At 52.0% G+C, this 20,549-nt stretch carries 13 protein-coding genes; 9 read left to right on the plus strand and 4 right to left on the minus strand.

The window, feature by feature from the left end; genetic code table 11:
* Nucleotides 1-83: 83 nt before the first annotated feature.
* Nucleotides 84-1,025 (plus strand): glycosyltransferase family 2 protein, encoded by a 942-nt coding sequence (locus SIB74_RS10710; RefSeq protein ID WP_074159155.1) that lies wholly within the window; start codon nt 84-86, stop codon nt 1,023-1,025.
* A 225-nt stretch (nt 1,026-1,250) separates the two neighbouring features.
* Here the strand turns inward: SIB74_RS10710 and gatB are convergent, their stop codons facing one another.
* Nucleotides 1,251-2,741 carry an Asp-tRNA(Asn)/Glu-tRNA(Gln) amidotransferase subunit GatB gene (gatB, locus tag SIB74_RS10715; protein ID WP_063396646.1) on the minus strand — a complete coding sequence of 497 codons (1,491 nt, stop codon included), beginning with the start codon at nt 2,739-2,741 and terminating at the stop codon, nt 1,251-1,253.
* A gap of 120 nt (nt 2,742-2,861) precedes the next feature.
* Between gatB and SIB74_RS10720 the strand changes: the two genes are divergently transcribed.
* A complete protein-coding gene (locus tag SIB74_RS10720) occupies nt 2,862-3,977 on the plus strand; it encodes an FAD-dependent oxidoreductase (protein ID WP_063396645.1) in 1,116 nt (371 codons plus the stop codon).
* Nucleotides 3,978-4,043: 66 nt separating this feature from the next.
* Here SIB74_RS10720 and ndk read toward each other — a convergent pair whose 3' ends face one another.
* Nucleotides 4,044-4,502 carry a nucleoside-diphosphate kinase gene (gene ndk / locus SIB74_RS10725; protein WP_063396644.1) on the minus strand — a complete coding sequence of 153 codons (459 nt, stop codon included), beginning with the start codon at nt 4,500-4,502 and terminating at the stop codon, nt 4,044-4,046.
* A gap of 485 nt (nt 4,503-4,987) precedes the next feature.
* Between ndk and speA the strand changes: the two genes are divergently transcribed.
* Nucleotides 4,988-6,934: a biosynthetic arginine decarboxylase gene (gene speA, locus SIB74_RS10730; RefSeq protein WP_063396643.1), complete on the plus strand. Its 1,947-nt coding sequence runs from the start codon at nt 4,988-4,990 to the stop codon at nt 6,932-6,934.
* A 177-nt stretch (nt 6,935-7,111) separates the two neighbouring features.
* Here speA and SIB74_RS10735 read toward each other — a convergent pair whose 3' ends face one another.
* Nucleotides 7,112-7,807 (minus strand): Crp/Fnr family transcriptional regulator, encoded by a 696-nt coding sequence (locus SIB74_RS10735; protein WP_063396642.1) that lies wholly within the window; start codon nt 7,805-7,807, stop codon nt 7,112-7,114.
* 223 nt (nt 7,808-8,030) lie between these two features.
* On the opposite strand from SIB74_RS10735, the gene SIB74_RS10740 reads away from it, so the two are divergent.
* The 4 genes from SIB74_RS10740 (at nt 8,031) to SIB74_RS10755 (ending at nt 13,956) form a co-directional block, all read left to right on the plus strand.
* Nucleotides 8,031-9,929 (plus strand): CHASE2 domain-containing protein, encoded by a 1,899-nt coding sequence (locus tag SIB74_RS10740; RefSeq protein WP_063396641.1) that lies wholly within the window; start codon nt 8,031-8,033, stop codon nt 9,927-9,929.
* A gap of 36 nt (nt 9,930-9,965) precedes the next feature.
* Nucleotides 9,966-11,963, plus strand: coding sequence for a hypothetical protein (locus tag SIB74_RS10745; protein WP_063396640.1), 1,998 nt, complete (start codon nt 9,966-9,968; stop codon nt 11,961-11,963).
* A 334-nt stretch (nt 11,964-12,297) separates the two neighbouring features.
* On the plus strand, nt 12,298-12,864 hold the full coding sequence (locus tag SIB74_RS10750) for a cyclic nucleotide-binding domain-containing protein (RefSeq protein WP_063396639.1): 567 nt from the start codon (nt 12,298-12,300) through the stop codon (nt 12,862-12,864).
* Nucleotides 12,865-13,647: 783 nt separating this feature from the next.
* Nucleotides 13,648-13,956 (plus strand): phosphatase PAP2 family protein, encoded by a 309-nt coding sequence (locus SIB74_RS10755; RefSeq protein ID WP_197463318.1) that lies wholly within the window; start codon nt 13,648-13,650, stop codon nt 13,954-13,956.
* A 316-nt stretch (nt 13,957-14,272) separates the two neighbouring features.
* On the opposite strand, the gene alaS is transcribed toward SIB74_RS10755, so the two are convergent.
* The gene (gene alaS, locus SIB74_RS10760) at nt 14,273-16,951 is read right to left on the minus strand and encodes an alanine--tRNA ligase (RefSeq protein ID WP_063396638.1); all 2,679 of its coding nucleotides are present in this window, start codon (nt 16,949-16,951) and stop codon (nt 14,273-14,275) included.
* 35 nt (nt 16,952-16,986) lie between these two features.
* Here alaS and SIB74_RS10765 point away from each other — a divergent pair, with 35 nt between their 5' ends.
* Together SIB74_RS10765 and SIB74_RS10770 are read left to right on the plus strand one after the other, a co-directional pair.
* Nucleotides 16,987-17,148, plus strand: coding sequence for a hypothetical protein (locus SIB74_RS10765; protein WP_156486159.1), 162 nt, complete (start codon nt 16,987-16,989; stop codon nt 17,146-17,148).
* Nucleotides 17,149-17,339: 191 nt separating this feature from the next.
* Entirely contained in the window at nt 17,340-20,543 is a 3,204-nt protein-coding gene (locus SIB74_RS10770) for a DEAD/DEAH box helicase (RefSeq protein WP_063396637.1), read from the plus strand.
* Nucleotides 20,544-20,549 lie beyond the last annotated feature (6 nt).

The raw sequence follows: 20,549 nt of genomic DNA on the forward strand, positions 1-20,549 counted from the left end.
TATTGCCTGGTCCGCTTAAGTCATTTACGATGAGGTGTCCGACAGCAGCTCGATGGAACCAGGAAAACTTAGGGGTTTAGCTGATGAAAATTAGCATCGTAGTACCTACATTTTGTGAAGAAAGCAATCTCCGAGCTCATTATTTAGCATGCATGCATGAACTTGAAGGGCTGAACAAACGATACTCTCAATACAATGAATATGAATATTTGGTAATTGATAATTGCAGCAATGACTCCACCGTAGATGTGGCCCTAAGCCTAAGAGAGTCTGATCCAAATATACGAATCTTTGTGAATGATCAGAATTATGGCCCGATCTGGTCACCTTTTTGCGGCCTGCTCAATGCCAAAGGCGATGCCGTTCTCCTGATCGCTGCCGATCTGCAAGAACCAGCCAATCTGCTCATTCCCTTTATCCATGCATTAGAGTTGGGGTACGAGGCTGCAATCGGCTGCAAAGAAAACACTCAAGAAAGTAAATTCATGTGGTACTTGCGTGGGGGCTATTACTGGCTCTTAAAAAAGATTGGCCTTGTCAAGCTTCCCATCCGCTATAGCGGCTTTGGCTTGTATTCTCGCAAGCTTTTAGAAGTATTCCGCACAGTTCATATCACGGAACCGAGTCTGAGAGTTTTATTACCAATCTGCACATCAAAGATTAAGGCAATTCCCTATGAACATCAGGCGAGACTGCATGGCACAACATCTTATAGCTTGTATGACTATATTCGTGAAGCCTTAAAAACGATCGTACGCAATAGCAACCGCTTCCCTACATACGCGGGCAAACTATCTTTGTTTTTAGCCTTATTTTCATTTATTAGCGTTCCTCTAGCCATCACAATCAAAATTCTCGCCTGGAGCAGTATGGCGCCCGGGATCGCCACGCTGATTGTTTTAATGCTGCTCAATAGTTCAGTGATTCTGGGTTTTCTTGCGTTGATCATGGATCGACAAAATCAAATGCTTTCCCGCCTGGAACCTGCTTCGATACATGTTCATCAATCAATGATCTACGAGTAGGGAGAGAAGTTCAGTTCATGATTGACTTGAGACTTTCTATTTCGCATCTCAGCAAAATAATTGAGAGCTTGTCCAGCAATGGCTAGAATGGGCTTCAACAATGCTTTTCATAGGCAAGTTAACAACTAATTTGTGCACTGCTAGCAATCATAAAACTAATCATCGAAATCTCAGGTTTTTACATCACCGCACTCAACAGGTACTGGGCGCCAAAGCTAGTCAAAACTATCCACCCTTCAACATCTTGCTGAGGATCTGATTGGCGAGCTTGGGATCGGCTTTGCCGCCAGTCTTCTTCATGAGCTGCCCAACAAAGAAACCCTGCAGCTTGGTCTTACCGCCACGGAAGGCCTCTACTTCCTGAGGATGAGCCGCCAACAGTTCCTCCACAATCGTTGTGATAGCAGCCGGATCACTGATCATCCCCAGACCGCGCTGATCAACAATCGCCTTCGCTGAGCCGCCCTTCTCCAGCAACTCAGGCAAGATTTCCTTGGCGATCTTGCCGCTGATCTTGCCGCCGTCGATCAGTTGCACCATCTCTGCCAACTGCTCCGGTCGAAATGGCAGCGTGGAATAAGAAAGACGATTGGCATTCACGTAAGCAGCAATATCGCCCTGGATCCAATTCGCCACTCCCTTGGCCTCGGCACCTGCCGCCACGGCCGCCTCGAAGTATTCCGCCATCGCATACTCATCAGTAAGCACCCTGGCGTCATACACCGACAAACCAAACTCTTCGGCATAGCGATGACGCTTCGCCGACGGCAACTCTGGCAACTCCGTACGCCAACCCTCACGTACAGATGCAATCACCTCAATCGGACCCAGATCAGGATCCGGGAAATAGCGGTAATCGCTGCTGCCTTCCTTCGAGCGCATGCTCTTGGTGAGTTGCTTGCCCTCATCCCAAAGGCGGGTTTCCTGCACCACTGCTTCACCGGCCTCATAGGCCTTGATCTGGCGCTGAATCTCGTACTCACAAGCTTTCTGGATGGCCGAAAACGAGTTCATATTTTTGATCTCAACCTTGGTGCCAAAGGGAGCATCAGGCCCCTGGCGCACGGAGATATTGACGTCACAACGCAAAGAGCCTTCCTGCATGTTTCCATCAGACACCCCTAAATAACGCATGATTCTGCGAATCTCCGAGGCATATTCCGCCGCCTCACGCCCAGTGCGCAGATCAGGCTTACTGACAATCTCAGCTAACGCCACGCCGGCCCGGTTGTAGTCCACCAGGGAGTGGGTAGAGCCAGCAAGTCGATCGCTGCCAGCATGAACGAGCTTGCCAGCGTCCTCCTCCATATGGAGACGCTCGATGCCAATACGCTTGAGGTAAGTGTCCTTCCCTTTCTCCGCAACTTCCACCTCAATCCAGCCTTCTTCTGCAATCGGCTCATCAAATTGAGAGATCTGATAGTTCTTCGGTAGATCGGGATAGAAATACTGTTTGCGATCAAACTTGCTGTGCTCGGCAATATTGAGGTTGAGTGCCATTGCCGCCTTGACCGCGTATTCCAACACCATCTGATTGAGCACCGGTAACGTGCCGGGCAGGCCACACACAACAGGGTCGATGTGGGTGTTGGGGTCGTCGCCAAAGGTCGTTGAAGCGCATGTGAAGATCTTGCTATTGGTGCCTAGCTGCACGTGTGTCTCCAGACCGATCACGGCTTCCCATGCGCCGTTAGCCGAGCTGGTGGCCGCTGTCATTGCCGATCTCCAATTACTGGGTATATGTCCTTGATCCTATGGAAAGGTTCCCTCACATGGCCGAAGTTGGGTCAACAGGCTGAAACACTGAACTGATCTGGACTGTTCATTCAGTTGACCATGGCAGCAATGCGTACTGAATCAGTGCTGATCCTGGGAGGCGGCTTGATGGGCCTAGCTTTAGCCCACAAATTGGCGCGGCGCGGCAGCGCAGTAGAAGTCCTCAGCAGGCGCCGCAATGAGGCCGCTGGCTTCGTTGCGGCCGGCATGCTTGCACCCCATGCTGAAGGCCTCAGCGGAGAGCAACTACGGCTAGGCCAAGTAAGCCTGGATCTCATCCCAACCTGGGTGAACCAAATCGAAACCGACAGCGGCCTCTGTTGCGGTCTGCGCCAATGCGGGATTGTCGTGCCCTTCGCCACAGCGTCGCAGCGAGATCTCTATCCCACCGCCTACTTAGGTGAGACCCTCGATCGTTCGGGCCTGGAGCGAGAAGTACCAGGCATTGGACCTAACTGGCAGGCCGGCTTGCTCTTCAGCCAAGACGGACAAATCGACAATCGCCGACGATTGATGAGGGCACTGGAGACAGCCTGTGTGAGCCTGGGCGTTCGCTTCCAAGAAGGCGTAGAAGTACAGGAGATCCTGCGAGACGGCCATACGTTCAGAGGGGTGAGAATGCGCAACGCTGAAGGGGAGATGCACACGCTGACCAGTCAAAAGGCTGTGCTTTGTTGCGGTGCCTGGAGTGCCCAACTGCTCCCAGCCCTAGCCATCGTGCCCGTGAAGGGTCAGATGCTGTCGCTCCAAGGGCCAAGGGACAGCTTGAAGCGAATTGTGTTTGGTCCGGGCACTTACCTCGTACCTCGTGAAGATGGCCTACTCGTAGTGGGAGCCACCAACGAGCCAGAGGCCGGTTTCATGGAAGGTCTCACCCCTTTTGGCCAACAACAACTACAAGCCCGCATTGACACTCTCCTGCCAGAAGCAAGCCAATGGCCGCCGATGGAACGTTGGTGGGGGTTCCGACCTTGCACACCTGACGGAGGGCCACTACTTGGCCGCTCATCAGTTGATGGCCTCTGGCTGGCAACTGGACATCACCGCAATGGCGTGCTGCTAGCAGCAATCACAGCCAAACTCCTTGACAAGTGTCTAGGCAATCAGCCACTCAACAAAACAGAACAGCAGCTACTGAACGCCTTCCGCTGGGACAGGTTTCACGAGCAAGACTGAGATATAAATCTGACCTATTGGCCTGGATTCGTATTGCCCCAATCAGGCGTATCAAACCTTGCAGCCTTAGCTTTCAACACGCCAACTCTGATCTGAAGGAGTCCATGCGTTGAGCTCTTCTGGCGAGAACCACAGATTGATCTCAAGTTGAGCCGTGTCTGGACCATCCGAACCGTGAATCACATTGCGGCCGATGTTCACAGCTAAATCGCCACGGATAGTGCCAGGCTCAGCCTCCAGAGGCTTAGTGGCGCCAATCAACTTACGAGCGCTAGCAATCACTCCATCACCTTCCCAAACCATGGCAACCACTGGACCGGAAGTAATGAAATCAACAAGCCCAGCAAAGAAAGGACGCTCACGGTGCACTCCGTAATGCTCACCAGCCAACTCGCGGCTAGGGGCGAGCTGTTTGAGCCCCACGAGCTTGAAACCCTTGCGCTCAAAGCGACCGAGAATTTCTCCCACTAGACCCCGCTGAACACCATCGGGCTTGATGGCAACAAAGGTGCGCTCTACGGCCATGTTGATCAGTCGTTAGTCCGGCCATCGTCCGTGTTGGAGTTGCCCCTTGGCAAGCCAATCCATCCTGCTGGAGCAAATGATCACAACCCCATAAATGAATAGCCCTTAGTCAAACTCCTTTCTTTGAGACCTAACGACATCAACATTCAACCTAAAACCGTCACATGCCAACTGATTACAACAACACTTTTGGCTCGTGGCATGCCACCAAACCCCCTTGCAATCCCATGCAGTCAAGACCGCCCGAAACCTAGAAGAAGCACGCGCTACAGGGTCATGAAAACGATCCAAGCAACTACACACTTATGAAAACTGAGGCTGCAATGAGCGATCACATCAAAGCTGAATTGCCATGCAACCAAAAGAAAGCCTCCACAGACTGCTAGCACCTTTGTCCGAAGATGTTCTGATGCCAAGAAGAAGCCAAGGTCAAAGCACACCTAGATTTCCTTGGCATCCCCTGCAGTAATCCTTCTGCGTCCGTCATGTCGGCAGCCGACCCAAGCCAGGGCAACAAGTCATGGACCGTTGCAGACAGTGCAGCCCTCTATGGCCTCGATCGCTGGGGTGAGCCCTACTTCACAGCCAACGCCAACGGCCACGTACAGGTCAAGCCACGCGGCGATCAAGGCAGCTGCCTCGATCTGGTGGAACTGGTAGCGGAGCTCAAAAGCCGCAACCTCAACTTGCCTCTGCTGATCCGCTTTGATGACATCCTCGAAGACAGACTAGAAAAGCTGCACAGCGCATTCGAACAAGCCATTAGCAAATACGGATACGCCGGTCGCTATCAAGGCGTATTCCCGGTGAAGTGCAACCAACAACGCCACGTCGTAGAACAACTGGTGGAAAGTGGTCGCCACTGGCACTTTGGCCTAGAGGCTGGCAGCAAGGCTGAGCTGCTGATTGCTCTTTCACTCGTCAACGACCCAGAGGCACTACTGATCTGCAACGGCTACAAAGATCAGCGCTACATCGAAACCGCGATCTTGGCCCGCAGGCTTGGTCGCCAACCTGTAGTAGTGATTGAACAACCCGATGAGGTGGAAAGGATTATCAGCTCCAGCCAAGAGCTTGGCGCAGCACCTTTCATCGGTGTACGAGCAAAGTTAACGACACGCAGTACGGGCCACTGGAGTAGCTCAGTAGGCGAGAAAGCCAAGTTCGGTCTCTCAGTGCCGGACCTGCTAAGCACAGTGGAAGCCTTAAGGCAAGCTGATCTCCTCAGCGATCTGCGCCTACTGCACTTCCACATCGGCAGCCAAATCAACGACATCGCCGTACTCAAAGACGCGATTCAAGAAGCAGGGCAAATTTACGTAGAGCTGACCAAGCTGGGAGCACCCATGGGGTATTTAGATGTTGGGGGTGGTCTGGGTGTCGACTACGACGGTAGCCGCTGCGCTAGCGCAGCATCGACCAACTACTCCCTACAGAACTATGCCAATGATGTGGTCGCAACGGTGCGCGAATGCTGTAAACCTCATGGCATCACTTTGCCTATCCTTGTGAGCGAAAGCGGACGCGCGATCGCTAGTCATTTCTCAATACTCGTTTTCGATGTACTAGGTACCGGAACTGTCCCAGGAGCTGTACCCAATCAAACAGGAGAGGAACCCCTCACCATTCACAACCTTAGGGAGACACTCGCAGGAGTAATGGCAACTCAAAAGGATGATGCCTCTGAGATATCGCGCCTACAGGAAGCATGGAACGACGCAATCAAATTCAAAGACGATGCCCTCGCTGCCTTCCGCCTGGGTTACATCAGTCTGCCAGAACGGGCTCTGGCGGAACAACTCACATGGGCTTGCGCCGAAGCAATTATGGGCCAATTGCCTTGCCACGAAACAATTCCCGACGACCTACAAGGTTTAAGAGCTGTTCTCGCTGACACCTACTACGCCAACCTTTCAATATTTCGTTCAGCCCCAGACACCTGGGCCATCGAACAACTCTTCCCGCTCATGCCGATTCATCGATTGAAGGAAGAGCCAACTCAGCTAGGTCACTTTGCTGACCTCACCTGCGACTCCGACGGCAAACTGGACCGCTTCATCGGGAATGGGCAAACCAAAACTCTGCTGGAGCTTCACAACCTGCGCCAAAACGAGGCTTACATGATTGGCATGTTTCTCGCCGGTGCTTACCAGGAAGTGATGGGCAATCTGCACAACCTGTTCGGCAGTACCAATGCCGTGCACATCCGGCTGACAACTGGTGGTGGCTACCAAATAGACCACGTTGTGCGAGGCAACACCAATTCCGAGGTGCTCGAAGCAATGGAGCACAACCCTGAGATCCTGCTAGAGAGGCTGCGCTTGGCGAGTGAACTTGCGATTCAACGAGGTGAGCTCAAGATCAAGGATGTGCGCCGGCTGATGGACCATCTAGAAGCGAGCCTGCGTCAGACCACGTACCTTCAAGGCTAGGACTTGACATCATTCCCATATCGAAGACATGAGCAACTGTGATCACAGCAACTCATTTAGTACTGAAGAGTCGCATCCCTGGAGATCAGCAACTTGTTTTTCTGAAAACTTTCCAAAGGCTCCTAAATCCAAGACGATTCTGGCGGGTCAATTCAACCCGTACCGTGCTCAAAAGCTCTAAGAGCAAAGCGGCAACAGACCTCGTTTGACCAGCGGCTGCAGATCCACCAAACGCAGACAGCCTTCGATCTCCTCCAGTGTTCCACGACTGCGCAGCTTGCTCAATGTCCGGGAGGCAGTCTCCCTGGACAAACCTGCCATGAGACCCAACTCCCTTTGAGCTAAGGGCGGAATCGCCGCTTTGGGATCATCAGCAGAAGAACTCTTGCGAGCCAAGTAAGCCAATGCATTGAGTAAGCGTGTCGTGGCATCACTGGTCTGGATTGCAAAACGCTGATTGAGATCTCGCAAGCGAGATGCCTCAAGCTGAGCAAGGGCAATCGCAAAGCCCACTTCCTTGCGCAGCAAAGCTACAAAAGGCGATGCTCTCATCTTCAAAAGTTTCACTGGCGTTAAGGACACAACATCAGCGGACCTGGGTGCTGCATCAAGAGCAGCCATCTCACCAAACAGATCCCCCTCCCCCAACACTGACATCACAACTTCATCGCCATCAGCCGTATAACTGCGTACTTTGGCCATGCCTGAGCACAACAGAAAAACCGACTCACCCCAGTCTTGCTCCATCACGAACACCTGTTCAGCACCATAACTGGACTCAAGATGGCGATCCAATAATTGCTCACAATCATCCGTTGTTAAAGCCGAAAAAAATTGCACAGCCTGCAACTGCTCAACGCTGAAAACAGCCATGTTTCATTATTTTTAGTTATTGAACAGTAATGCAGACCCCAAATCACTCTTCAATATGAATCAATTATTAGCACATTAGTCAATCTTCACTCACACACTAAGCATGCACTATCCCTGATAAAAACTGTCGATCTCAAGACAAAGCTGTTCCTGCCTAATGCAACAAGAGCTGGCTGTTCAGAACGACTGGCATCACGATGGTTATTAACAGTCTTGAGCATGGATGGCGACAAGAGGTAAGTGGATCAAGCGCCAAGCTGCTGTCTTAAGCCTTGGAGTGGTGATTGGCGGCATTGGCTTGCTCTATCCCAGCCAAATAGAGCTTCTTGAACTGGCATTTGTCGATGCTGCCCAAGAGCTTCGTGGCCCACGTCGGGTTCCTGATGGCATCACGATCGTGGCCATTGACGACTTCAGCCTGCAACAAGCATCCAATACAGATCTTAGTGAGAGAAGAGATTTACGTAGTTTGCAGCACTGGCCATGGCCGCGAAAAATCTATGCAACGGTTTTGGATCGTCTCTTTGCCTGTGGAGTGAAGGCTGTTGGTGTTGACCTGCTCTTCGATAGCCCAAGTATCTATGGCCCAAACGACGATCAGGTCTTAGCCGTCAGCTTAAAGCGCTTCCAACCCAAAGTCGTATTGGCTGCACAAGTGCTCGAAAGCCGTGGCGCTGTAGGAGGCCTAAGCCTTCTGCGTGCCACCCCTGCACTTAGCGCTGCATTGGGAACAAACCAACACGGACTACTCAACGGATTCCAGGATCAGGATGGTGTGATCCGCCAACGCCCGAATACCTACGCCACCACGGTCAGCAAGAGTCTAGGTAAAAACACTCCTCTTAGCCTTGGGGTTGCACTCTTACAAGCTGGAGCGCTACCAGTTGATCATCAAGTGAGCTGGGATGGTTGGTTGCCACTCCTGGACCCCTACGGCCCACCGCGCACGATTCCAACACTTTCAATCTGGCAGCTGCTAGAGCCAAACAGCTATGCGGCATTGAAAGAGTCGGGGCAACTGCGCAATCAACTCGTGCTAATCGGTCCAACGGCTACATCACTACAAGACTTACACCAGACAGCATTTGCAAGAGGTGCAGGCATGCCTGGCGTGGAAATCCACGCGACGGAAATCGCCAATCGAATAGAAGGCCGCGCCCTGTTATTTCCCCACAAATCGCCTGGATGGTCGCTGTTGCTAGGAGTGATGGTGGTGCTGATGGCTTTGGCCTCTCAGCGCTGGGAACGACCTCTCACTCGCCTGGGAATACTGACGGCGATTGCTTCAGGGCTACTGCTACTGAGCCTCCTATTAATCACCCAACTTGGTCTTGAGGTTGGTTTAGTGAGCCTATCTGCTGGAGCACTTGCGGCAGGAGTCATCAGTAGTGCTGGTGCCACATTGAAACTCCAATGGCAAAAACAACGCCTACGTCAAAGCCTAGGGCGCTACTTATCACCAGCCGTAGCCGCGGAGATCGCCAATCAACCTGAGGAAGCAGATGACATCCTGGGTGGACGACTCACGGAAGTCGTGGTGTTGATGACCGATATTCGCAACTTCACCAGCTTCACCCAATCCATGTCAGCAAGTGGTCAAGTACCCCGCCTGGTGGAAAGGCTAAACCTCTATTTCTCCGAAGTTGTCGAAGCCATCCATCAACGGGGAGGCACGGTCGATAAATTCATTGGTGATGCCGCCTTGGCTGTTTTTGGAGCGCCAATCAAGCGCAACAGGCAGGTGGATGCAGAAGCAGCAATCGAAGCAGCTTTAGATATCGAAAAACGGCTCGCAAAGCTCAATCAACACTGGAGCAATAAAGGTGAAGAACCATGGGAACAGGTGGTTGTGCTTAGTTATGGCACTGTGATCAGCGGCAACATTGGCTCCCGCAGCCGCATGGATTACACGGTAATCGGCGATGCTGTCAACACTGCTAGCCGGCTCGAAAAAATAGCCAAACAAAGCAATCAAACAGTGGTCATGAGCGAGGAAGTGGCCCAACTCCTCGGCGACCAATGGACCCTAGAAGATCTAGGAATATACGAGATACGAGGCCAAAAAGCACAGCACGTGTACGCGATTAAAAGCGTCCATAACAAATCTCAATTCCTGAATTAATCAAGTATAGAAAGAGAATTCTAAAAGGGTTGGCCGATGAAGTTAGGGGAGCGTTTCTTTTGGCTGATCCTATTACAATGTTTCATTAGCCCTGCTTTCGCCTCATCCCTTAAACAAGCAACCATTCAACGCATTGTTGATGGCAACGAAGTTTATATCGATAAAAGCCAAGCACGCGTCAAGCAATCGGCAGAAGAGGGGCAACAAATAAGCACAGGCAGCAGCAGAACTGAATTGCTGTTTGATCGTCGCGCTCTTGGATATCTCGGCAAAAACAGCTTGATCAACCTCGGTGAAGACTGCTTCAGTTTAAGTAATGGTTCTGTCCTGATCAACGGCACCCAGCGTAGCTGCATCGGTAGCAAGGTTCTTGGAATTCGTGGTACGACCTATGTCTTAAGCATCAACCAAGAAGGTAGTTATGACCTCGCTGTACTCACTGGAGAAGCTCAAATCAGCGGCAAATCTGAAGCAGCCTTGCTCAACGAGCAAGACGCGGACATTCTCACCCTCTATCCACGACTCAATCCAGTGATTGGAATTGGTGGAACCATCTGGGGAAATAATGCCAATAACAGTGATATTGAGGGGCTTATTTTAGGTGACTTGGCATACTTTCAACCTCTCAGTCAAAACAGCGGGAGTTCAGTTCTCTATAGCCTTACATCGTCATCCTCTAACTTCGACGATGCATGGGGAGTCAGCCAAGAATTCGGATATCGCTGGTTTGATCCCAATAACCAAAGAAGCAATGGAGTGATGGCGGGATACACCCATTGGCAGGGTCAAATTAAAGATAGTTGTTCTCGCTCACAGCTTTCATTAGGAGTAGAGACAGAACGAAATCGTTGGAAGTTTGCAGCTGCTGGTGGTGTTCCCGTAGACAACTGCGAGAGCCAATTCTCCTTTGCCAGTGCGACGGTAGGAATGCCTATTGCTGAAATTTATCAAGAGCCCATCACCCTATCCTTATCGCCATATCTACTTGCAGGGATCGGCAAAAACTATGCTGGTGGGCGCGTAGGATTGAATATACCAATCGGTCAAAGACTTAATTTATTTACCTATGGTTCCTACGATGGCATTTCGGAGACAACCATAGGAGGCAAGATATCCTATCGATTCCCCACTGGCGGAAGCTTTGTCGAAGCCCCAGCCATTTCTAAAGATGATGAAGCCTTAAGAACTGAAGTTGCCCAGAGCAAGCAATCTAAAAATACAAAATTGCGATTTGCATCTATCGGACAAATCGCAACTCCTTGCGACTCAGGGCCAGTCAAGTCGCTGATTAATGATGCCTATGTCATCAAAGCTGGCGAGCAAGTGAGAATAGATCCAGACGGAACTATCCTAAGTTGCATGAAAATGACTCCTAAGTATTACAGCCAGCTCGTCATTAAACATGTCAAAGGGCAAACCCCCCCTCCAGAAAGCACTGTCATAGCAAAAACATTTAATGAACTTCTGAGCAATACACCAGCTCCTATTGACCCTCCCCCTGAAAAGCAAACATATGATAGAGACATCTACTTAACCTTAGGAACCAACAAAAACGGCATGCCAATTATCAATAGTATTTTAAGCTCTAAAGGCGAACAACCATTTGGTGACATAAATCAACTCATTGAAACCAGCGACACAATACAAACTGAGTTAAATCAGTCCAAAGAAAGCAAAAATAAGAACAAGAGCACCAATCAGGATCAGTCTAGCAAAAATAACGAAAACGAAGATTCAGATCAAGCATCTACAAATACTTCTAGTGCTGATTCAGACACGACTTCAACAGATAGCTCTACGAATGACTCAAGCAACAGCTCCACGAATAACTCAGACAATAGCTCCACGAATGACTCAAGCAACAGCTCCACGAATGACTCAGATAACAGCTCCACGTATGACTCAGACAATAGCTCCAGCAATGCATCGAGTGATGATAAAGACAATCAAGCCACAAATACACGCACATCCACGGATACCAATACCAATACCAATACCAATACCAATACCAATACCAATACACGCACTTGGTGAGCTATGCCATCAATAAGCATCAATGAATCATTAACGTATCAGCCCTCTTCAATGGGCTGATACGTTAATCGTTTCGCTAAAATATGAACTCGAACTTGAAATCTCCCATCGCTTTAACGAAAAACATTCTACAAAATGCACGAGATTAATGAGAAGAAAAATGAACCCTTGATCTAACGGAGTGATCAAAGGCCAATTATCTTAAAAAGAGATGCCCACTCACCAACATTACTCATTTATCTAAAACAGTTTTTACCCATCAAGCAACTGCTTGCCTTGGTTCTGCACGATGTTGCCAGTCATACCAAGATAATGAAAGCCATCCACAGCAGCCATGTGGGGACAAGAGCCTCAACTTCAGCGAGTCCGCGAGCGACTGAAGTTACTGCTGGCGACCCACGCCAATGCACTCCATCCCACAACCGTGCATGCCAAGCCAGGAGAGCTACTCCTCAAGCAAGACGCAGCGGCCAAGCACCTGCTTCTGCTGACTCAAGGAAAGGTAGCGATTGAGATCCAACAACAAGGTCAATCTCCTCACACGCTGACAGTGATTGAAGCCGAAGCATTATTGGGGGAGATGGGCCTATTCGGCGATGGCACCCACTCTGCTGATGTCCGGGTGGTTGATGGACCTGCGGAACTCCTCCAAATCAACGGTAACGAGCTACTCCAAGCACTGATCTATGACTCCGAACTGCTGATCGAACTGCTTGCTCTGATGAGTGAGCGTGTCCGCAATACCAACAAGGTGATCACATTGCTACTTGATGGCATTAACGGAGCCTGTAAAGGGGATGATATTTTATTGGACAAAGCACTCCAAGACCTAAAAAGTCTGAACCAGTTCATTTCACAAACGGCCGAACAACTTAAACACCGCTATAGGGAGAATGAATAACCAAAGGAATCAGTCATTAGCAAATGATATCTTGTTCATCGTGGATTTCAAGTATTAATAGAGCACCTAGCCAGGTCCACTCAAAATCAGCCAAAGAGAACCCATCTTGATAAATAGCAACTTGACTACCCAGGAAAACGATATTCTAGATTAGACTAGAACAATCCTCATCAACGAACTAGAGAACCATTATCAATACATTAATCCTATCCTGCAAAGCTATCGCCATCAGACGGATCGGTCAATATTTACCTGTTAACCGATCGATCACAGTCTAGCCCTCAAGAAACCTATCCAAGCAATATTCCTTGACTTATTGCTACTTGCAATCATAAATCAGCTATAAGCAATTTCTATGAAAAACATTTCGCTCCGCAGTCTTCTTCTAAGTTTTGCTTTCACAGGCTTGCTGTCACCATCTGTCTATGCCGAATCAAGTAATCCAGCAAAGGGATTAGTTCTGGATATCCCTGCCCTGCGAAAAGTGATCGGTGATCCTCCAGAAATAGGTAGCAAGTCATTACAGCGTGATCTCGATATTCTCTTCTGGCTTCAAAAAAGCAGAAACCCTAGCGAAGTTAGGAATGCTTGGACCTATCTGGACAAAGTTATGACAGTTTTCGAACCTGCCTTGGGTTCTGATTTCTCCAAAACGGCTCCGAAGATCAAAAAAAGCTTCCTCAATTCATCAAGCTAGTCAACAACGTGAAAGACACTTTCAAGAAAGAAATCAGTCGTGATCGCCCATTCGTCGCCTAGTCCAGCATCACACCCTGCCTACCATTGGAACATAACAAGAGTTTTCCCAGTGGCCATGCTAGCTGGTACACCACAGCGAGTTATCTGCTAGCCGATCTATTCCCGCAACGGCGTGAACCCCTCTTGCTAACAGGACGCCAGGGTGTCTATGCCCGTCCGTTTTGCGGCTTGCACTACCCCAGCGACGTAGAAGCAGGCCACCGGCTCGGCAAGGCCGCTGCTCAACAGATTATCCGCAGTCCCCAGTGGGCAAAATTTAAATCATCAGTGCAGCAGGAGGTCAAAAGAGCGCTAAATCCGCCACCTGCAGGCCTACCATTAATTAACTACTAAGCCGATTGTATCAACAAGCTTAGGCGGCAATTTCAATCCAGGGCCTTGTGAAATTTCTTTTTTTGATTCAACCTAAGCTATTAGAATATATTGCCCCAATAAATATCATCTGATCTTTCTACACATACTATAGATCTTAGCTGAAATCATTGAGAATAACTCAGCGCCTAGAAACATGTCCTTCAAAACTCCCGCCCTAAAGTCGTAGAAAATATCGTTGAATGAACTCAATAAGAAAACTAATGCAAGGTCATATAATTACTTTCCATCTCAATAATCAAGCTCTTAGTCAAGACGTCTCCCTGCAATTAAAAGCTCAGCCCAAGGCTTGCTTCAGCTCAACCTTTGCCGCTGCCAATGCTCCATCAAGAGCCGCTCCATCGCGCCCCCCAGCCTGGGCCAGATTGGGGCGACCACCGCCACCACCGCCACAATGCTTGGCAATGCCACCGATGAACTTGCCGGCCTGCTGGCCACCCGCGATCACCTGCTTGCCAAAGGCCGCTACCAGAATCACCTTGCCCAGGTCGGCAGGGTTCGGCAGTCCGCCAAGCACTACTGCCGAACCCTCGCCAAGCTCGTCGACAAGACTCTGAGCTGCTCCCTGAAGACCCGTACCGTCAACGCAATCGAGTCGTTGCACCAGCAGTTGGAAGGGTCCCACAGCCACAGCTTTGGAGACTAAAGCAACTGATTTTGCCACCGCCAGTTCGGCGCGAGCTGCGACCAGGGCCTTGCCAGTGTTCTTCAGCTCCTCCTGCAGCGATGTCACCCGTTCGACGATTTCGCTGGGCTGCGCCTTGAAGCGATCGCCCAACTCCTTAACGACAACATCGCGCTCATTGAGATACGCCAGCACCGCCGGGCCAGCTACCGCCTCAATCCGCCGAATTCCTGCAGCAACACTGCTCTCAGCAACGATCTTGAACAAGCCGATCTCAGCTGTATTGGCCACATGGGTTCCGCCGCAAAGTTCCATCGACACACCTGGCACATCCACCACGCGCACCACATCGGCGTACTTCTCTCCGAACATCGCTACAGCGCCGGCAGCCTTGGCCTCTTGGATCGACATCTCCTCAACAATCAGATCATGAGATTCCATGATCCAACCGTTAATCAAAGCCTCAATCTGCTCGAGTTCCTTGGCCGTAACAGCTCGCGAACAGTGGAAGTCGAAGCGCAAGCGATCGAAGTCCACCAGAGAACCTGCCTGACCGATCCCCGAATCAACGACCTGCTTGAGCGCCGCCTGCAAGAGGTGAGTTGCAGTGTGATTGGCCTGGGCACGGCGACGACAGGCCCGATCCACCTGAGCGTTAACCAGGTCGCCCAGAGCCAACGTGCCGCGCTCAATACGACCAAAATGCACAAATACGTTGCGATGACGACTCACATCGTCAACAGTCACGATCACACCATTGCCGCCGGAGCCTTCACCCGAAAGCACACCGTGATCACCCACCTGGCCGCCACTTTCACCGTAGAAGGGCGTGGTATCGAGCACGATCTGCACACTGTCACCAGCGCTGGCTCGTTCGGCCGACTCCCCATTCACGACTAGGGCCAAGACACAGCCAGGCTGCTCCAAGACCTCATAACCCTTGAAGCGAGTGGCCTCCAACTCAGCTGCCATTTGCTCGATAGCCCCTTGCAGCGTGAGATCAATGCTCACTGCAGCGGCCTTGGCACGCTGACGTTGCTGATCCATCGCTTGCTCAAATCCTTGGAGATCCACAGTCAAACCATGCTCTTCAGCAATCTCCTGGGTGAGTTCCAAAGGAAAGCCATAGGTGTCGTACAACTCAAAGGCCTGGCCCCCTGAAATCATCTGGGGATTAGCAACCAACACATCAGCCAGCACCTTCTCACCACGCTCCAACGTTTCCAAGAAGCGGGCCTCCTCGCGATTGAGTTCCGCCAGAATCAGCTTTCGGCGCTCCTCAAGCTGGGGGTAAGCCTCCACCATTAAGGCAATCGCCGCTTCCCCCATGGCCTGCAAGAAAGGCTTCTCGATCCCGACCAGTCGCCCATGACGCACCACCCTGCGAAGCAAACGCCGCATGATGTAGCCGCGACCAAGGTTGCTAGCAGTAACCCCATCACAGATCAAATGCGTAATCGCGCGGCAGTGATCGCCGATCACCTTGAAGCTGGTCTTCCCCTTCTCATCAAGCTTTTGATAATCGAGACCCGCCAGCCCAGCAGCCGTCTCGATCAATGGGTAAATAATGTCAGTTTCATAGTTATTAGGGACGCCCTGCAAAATCTGAGCCATCCGCTCCAAGCCCATGCCGGTATCAATATTGCGGTTCGCGAGTGGGGTGAGATTGCCCTCCCCATCTCGGTTGTATTGCATAAAAACCAGGTTGTAGAACTCAACAAAACGACCGTCGTCTTCCAGATCAATGTCGTCGTTGCCCAGATCCGGCTTGAAGTCGTAATAGATCTCCGAACAAGGTCCACAGGGGCCAGTCGGCCCTGAAGCCCAAAAATTATCAGCCTCATCCATACGAATGATGCGCTTGGGATTCACCCCCACCACATCTCGCCAGATGGTCTCAGCCTCATCGTCCTCACGAAAGACGCTCACCACCAAATTCTTCGGATCAAGTCCAAACACCTCTGTCGTGAGCTCCCAGGCCCACTCAATCGCTTGTTGCTTGAAGTAATCGCCAAAAGAGAAGTTGCCAAGCATCTCAAAAAACGTGTGATGCCGCGCTGTGCGACCCACGTTCTCGATGTCATTCGTGCGAATACATTTCTGGCTGCTGGTGGCCCGCGGCGCAGGGCGTTCAGCCTGACCCATGAAAACGGGCTTAAACGGCAGCATGCCAGCAATGGTTAGTAGCACCGTGGGGTCTTCAGGAACCAACGAAGCACTAGGAATCACCTGATGCGCACGCTCAGCAAAAAATGTCAGAAAAGCAGTGCGGATCTCTGACCCAGTGCGAGGTCGCGAATCACCAGAACGCAATGATCTTGCAACGGGCATGAAGAATTCGGACGTGGAACAAGGATCCACCAGCCATGATCGCCTTTGGACCTCCCTATGACGTTGCCCGCCACCGCAACCAACCCAATGGTTCGGGCCCAGATGTATTTGCATTCGCTTGGGCAATGCCAACTTCAGGCATGCGTTCAGCCCTGTTAAACCTGCCCTTCAAACTGGCAATGGACTTGCGCTCCTAAGGCTTGGGCTTGCTCTATGGCAGCTGTAGCTTGCGCAATCCACAGCCGCACCCCCTCAAAGCAGCTGGCCATAGCTAGGGGACCGGCGCCCTGGCATGATTGGTTGTGGAACTCCTGCGTGGATGGTTGCCGTTGATCGGCAGTGCACTCCTGCTCCAAGAAACCCAACACATACTTTTTGCGTCGCGGCCATGAGCCTGCTGCACGCCACCTGGCTTCCAGCCATCCGTACTCCGACCAGCTCCGGTCGCCCTGCGCTCCTTGTGTGGGCAGATACCTGGCGAGTCGCTACCCCAGCAGGACCAGCAGCAACTCCCGCACTCCACCCCTTCACCCTCAGCCCAGACGATCTACGTGCCTGGCTCATTGAGCGCGATCTACTGCCTGATGAAATTATCGACGCCACAGCATGTCTGACCCTGCCTAGCCGAACAGTTAAACCGCGCAACAAAACCAAGAACGTATCCACTGAATCCGACGAAGGCAAAGACAACAAAACAAGTTGGACAGGACTGCCCTTACAAGCAGGCGAACCCATTCCCAAACAAACGGAATGGTGGCCCTGGCAGGTGCAAGGCCTGGCAGTGGAACCTGCTGCCGCAACGGCCTGGCTTTCGAAACTGCCTCTTTCAGGAAATCATCCTGATCTGGCCGATGAATTGCGCTGGTGGAGCCATCTACAGCGCTGGGCCCTGAGCATGATTGCTCGCGGACGTTGGCTACCCCAGGTGGAACTCAGCAAGGGAGAGGGCTATCCCCACCGAGCACGCTGGACACCGCTACTCAACCGTGAAGATGATCGCCGGCGCCTCGAAGACCTTGCCGCTCAGCTTCCCTTAGTGGCCACCTGCGCCCTCCCCTGGCGGGAGCCCACCGGAAGGCGTAGCAACCGCATGACCCGCCTAAGACCAGAGGCGATGCGAGCCGCTAACCCTGTGGCTTCATGCCGACCCCGCAGCGGTCGCCTTCGCGTAGCCAGCTTGCTGGAAGAACTCTTGGATGCCCAACTGCGCACCGGATTTGAAGCGAGTGAGCAAGGCCTAGACCCATTGCTCACAGCCTGGCAGGAAGCACTGGGGTCCGACAGCGGCGTGATCAACCTCCCCGATGAGGAAGCCGAACGTCTAGCTACAGCAAGCAACCATTGGCGTGAAGGCGTCGCTGGCAACGTCGCACCAGCCAGAGCCTGCTTAGAACTCTTCACTCCCGGCGAAGGGGAAGACCTCTGGGAGCTGCGCTTCTCCTTACAGGCTGAGGCTGATCCCACGATCAAAGTACCGGCCGCAGCAGCCTGGGCAGCTGGTCCCAAGGTCCTGCAACTAGGCGAAATCCGTGTGGAACATCCGGGCGAGGTTCTACTGGAAGGCATGGGGCGAGCCCTCACGGTGTTTGCACCGATCGAACGAGGCCTCGACAGCGCCACACCAGAAGCAATGCAGCTCACCCCTGCTGAAGCCTTTGTATTGGTGCGCACTGCAGCATCCCAACTGCGTGATGTTGGCGTTGGCGTGGAATTGCCTGCCAGCCTCTCGGGAGGGCTGGCCAGTCGCCTAGGCCTAGCAATCAAGGCGGAGCTATCGGAGAGATCTAGAGGTTTCACTTTGGGCGAAACCCTCGACTGGAGTTGGGAGCTCATGATCGGTGGCGTCACCCTGACGCTTCGCGAACTGGAGCGACTAGCAAGCAAGCGCAGCCCGCTTGTCAACCACAAGGGCGCCTGGATCGAATTACGCCCCAACGATCTCAAACATGCGGAACACTTCTGCAGCGTCAATCCAGGCATCAGCCTCGACGATGCCCTGCGCCTTACCGCAACCGATGGCGACACGCTGATGAGACTGCCCGTTCACCGCTTTGAGGCCGGTCCACGACTCCAGGCGGTGTTGGAGCAGTACCACCAGCAAAAAGCACCAGACCCCCTCCCTGCTCCCGAAGGCTTCTGCGGTCAGCTAAGGCCTTATCAGGAAAGGGGTCTGGGTTGGCTGGCCTTCCTGCATCGCTTCGATCAAGGGGCATGCCTGGCCGACGACATGGGCCTGGGCAAAACGATCCAGCTACTGGCATTCCTGCAACACCTCAAGGCGGAACAGGAACTCAAACGGCCGGTATTGCTTATCGCTCCCACGTCCGTACTCACCAACTGGAAGAGAGAGGCATTGGCCTTCACACCAGAGTTAAACGTCCGCGAACACTATGGGCCGCGTCGGCCCTCTACCCCCGCCGCCTTAAAGAAAGCACTCAAAGGCTTAGACCTCGTTCTCACCAGTTATGGGCTCCTGCAACGAGATAGTGAGCTCCTTGAAACGGTCGACTGGCAAGGAGTGGTCATCGATGAAGCCCAAGCCATTAAGAACCCCAACGCCAAACAGAGCCAAGCAGCACGCGATATGGGTCGCCCAGACAAAAACAATCGCTTCAGGATTGCTCTTACCGGCACACCCGTCGAAAACCGAGTCAGTGAACTTTGGGCACTGATGGACTTCCTCAACCCAAGGGTTCTCGGTGAAGAAGACTTCTTCCGCCAGCGCTACCGGCTGCCAATTGAGCGCTATGGCGACATGTCTTCCCTGCGAGACCTCAAGGGCCGTGTTGGTCCCTTCATCCTGAGACGACTAAAAACCGACAAGGCAATCATCTCCGACCTACCAGAAAAAGTAGAGCTGAGCGAATGGGTGGGGCTGAGCAAAGAACAGGCAGCCCTCTATCGCAACACAGTGGATGAAACACTGGAGGCCATTGCCCGCGCACCCAGGGGTCAACGTCATGGCAAGGTGCTCGGATTGCTTACCCGACTGAAGCAAATCTGCAACCATCCCGCCCTAGCCCTCAAAGAACAAACCGTTGCCAAAGGCTTCATGGACCGCTCCGCCAAGCTGCTGCGTTTAGAAGAAATTCTCGAAGAAGTAATCGAGGCAGGAGATCGCGCTCTGTTATTCACCCAATTCGCAGAATGGGGTCATCTCCTTAAGGCCTACCTGCAACAACGCTGGCGCTTTGAAGTTCCCTTCCTGCACGGCAGCACAAGCAAAACTGAACGTCAGGCCATGGTTGATCGCTTCCAGGAGGATCCACGTGGACCCCAACTGTTCCTGCTGTCACTCAAAGCCGGTGGTGTAGGCCTCAACCTGACGCGGGCTAGCCATGTGTTTCATGTTGATCGCTGGTGGAATCCTGCCGTAGAAAACCAGGCCACTGATCGCGCTTACAGGATCGGGCAAACCAATCGGGTGATGGTGCACAAATTCATCACCAGCGGCTCAGTTGAAGAGAAAATTGATCGCATGATTCGCGAAAAATCTAGACTTGCCGAAGACATCATTGGCTCTGGAGAAGACTGGTTAGGTGGCTTAGGCGTCAGTCAATTGCGCGAACTAGTGGCCCTAGAAGACAGCTGATTCAAA

Source organism: Prochlorococcus sp. MIT 1306, from assembly GCF_047304515.1.
Lineage (GTDB): Bacteria > Cyanobacteriota > Cyanobacteriia > PCC-6307 > Cyanobiaceae > Prochlorococcus > Prochlorococcus marinus_D.

What these genes read in the sequence shown, in the direction of transcription:
- SIB74_RS10710 (WP_074159155.1), top strand. Translation starts at nt 84, where the DNA reads ATGAAAATTAGCATCGTAGTACCTACATTTTGTGAAGAAAGCAATCTC.
- gatB (WP_063396646.1), bottom strand. Translation starts at nt 2,741, where the DNA reads ATGACAGCGGCCACCAGCTCGGCTAACGGCGCATGGGAAGCCGTGATC.
- SIB74_RS10720 (WP_063396645.1), top strand. Translation starts at nt 2,862, where the DNA reads ATGGCAGCAATGCGTACTGAATCAGTGCTGATCCTGGGAGGCGGCTTG.
- ndk (WP_063396644.1), bottom strand. Translation starts at nt 4,502, where the DNA reads ATGGCCGTAGAGCGCACCTTTGTTGCCATCAAGCCCGATGGTGTTCAG.
- speA (WP_063396643.1), top strand. Translation starts at nt 4,988, where the DNA reads ATGTCGGCAGCCGACCCAAGCCAGGGCAACAAGTCATGGACCGTTGCA.
- SIB74_RS10735 (WP_063396642.1), bottom strand. Translation starts at nt 7,807, where the DNA reads ATGGCTGTTTTCAGCGTTGAGCAGTTGCAGGCTGTGCAATTTTTTTCG.
- SIB74_RS10740 (WP_063396641.1), top strand. Translation starts at nt 8,031, where the DNA reads ATGGCGACAAGAGGTAAGTGGATCAAGCGCCAAGCTGCTGTCTTAAGC.
- SIB74_RS10745 (WP_063396640.1), top strand. Translation starts at nt 9,966, where the DNA reads ATGAAGTTAGGGGAGCGTTTCTTTTGGCTGATCCTATTACAATGTTTC.
- SIB74_RS10750 (WP_063396639.1), top strand. Translation starts at nt 12,298, where the DNA reads ATGTGGGGACAAGAGCCTCAACTTCAGCGAGTCCGCGAGCGACTGAAG.
- alaS (WP_063396638.1), bottom strand. Translation starts at nt 16,951, where the DNA reads ATGCCCGTTGCAAGATCATTGCGTTCTGGTGATTCGCGACCTCGCACT.
- SIB74_RS10765 (WP_156486159.1), top strand. Translation starts at nt 16,987, where the DNA reads ATGATCGCCTTTGGACCTCCCTATGACGTTGCCCGCCACCGCAACCAA.
- SIB74_RS10770 (WP_063396637.1), top strand. Translation starts at nt 17,340, where the DNA reads ATGAGCCTGCTGCACGCCACCTGGCTTCCAGCCATCCGTACTCCGACC.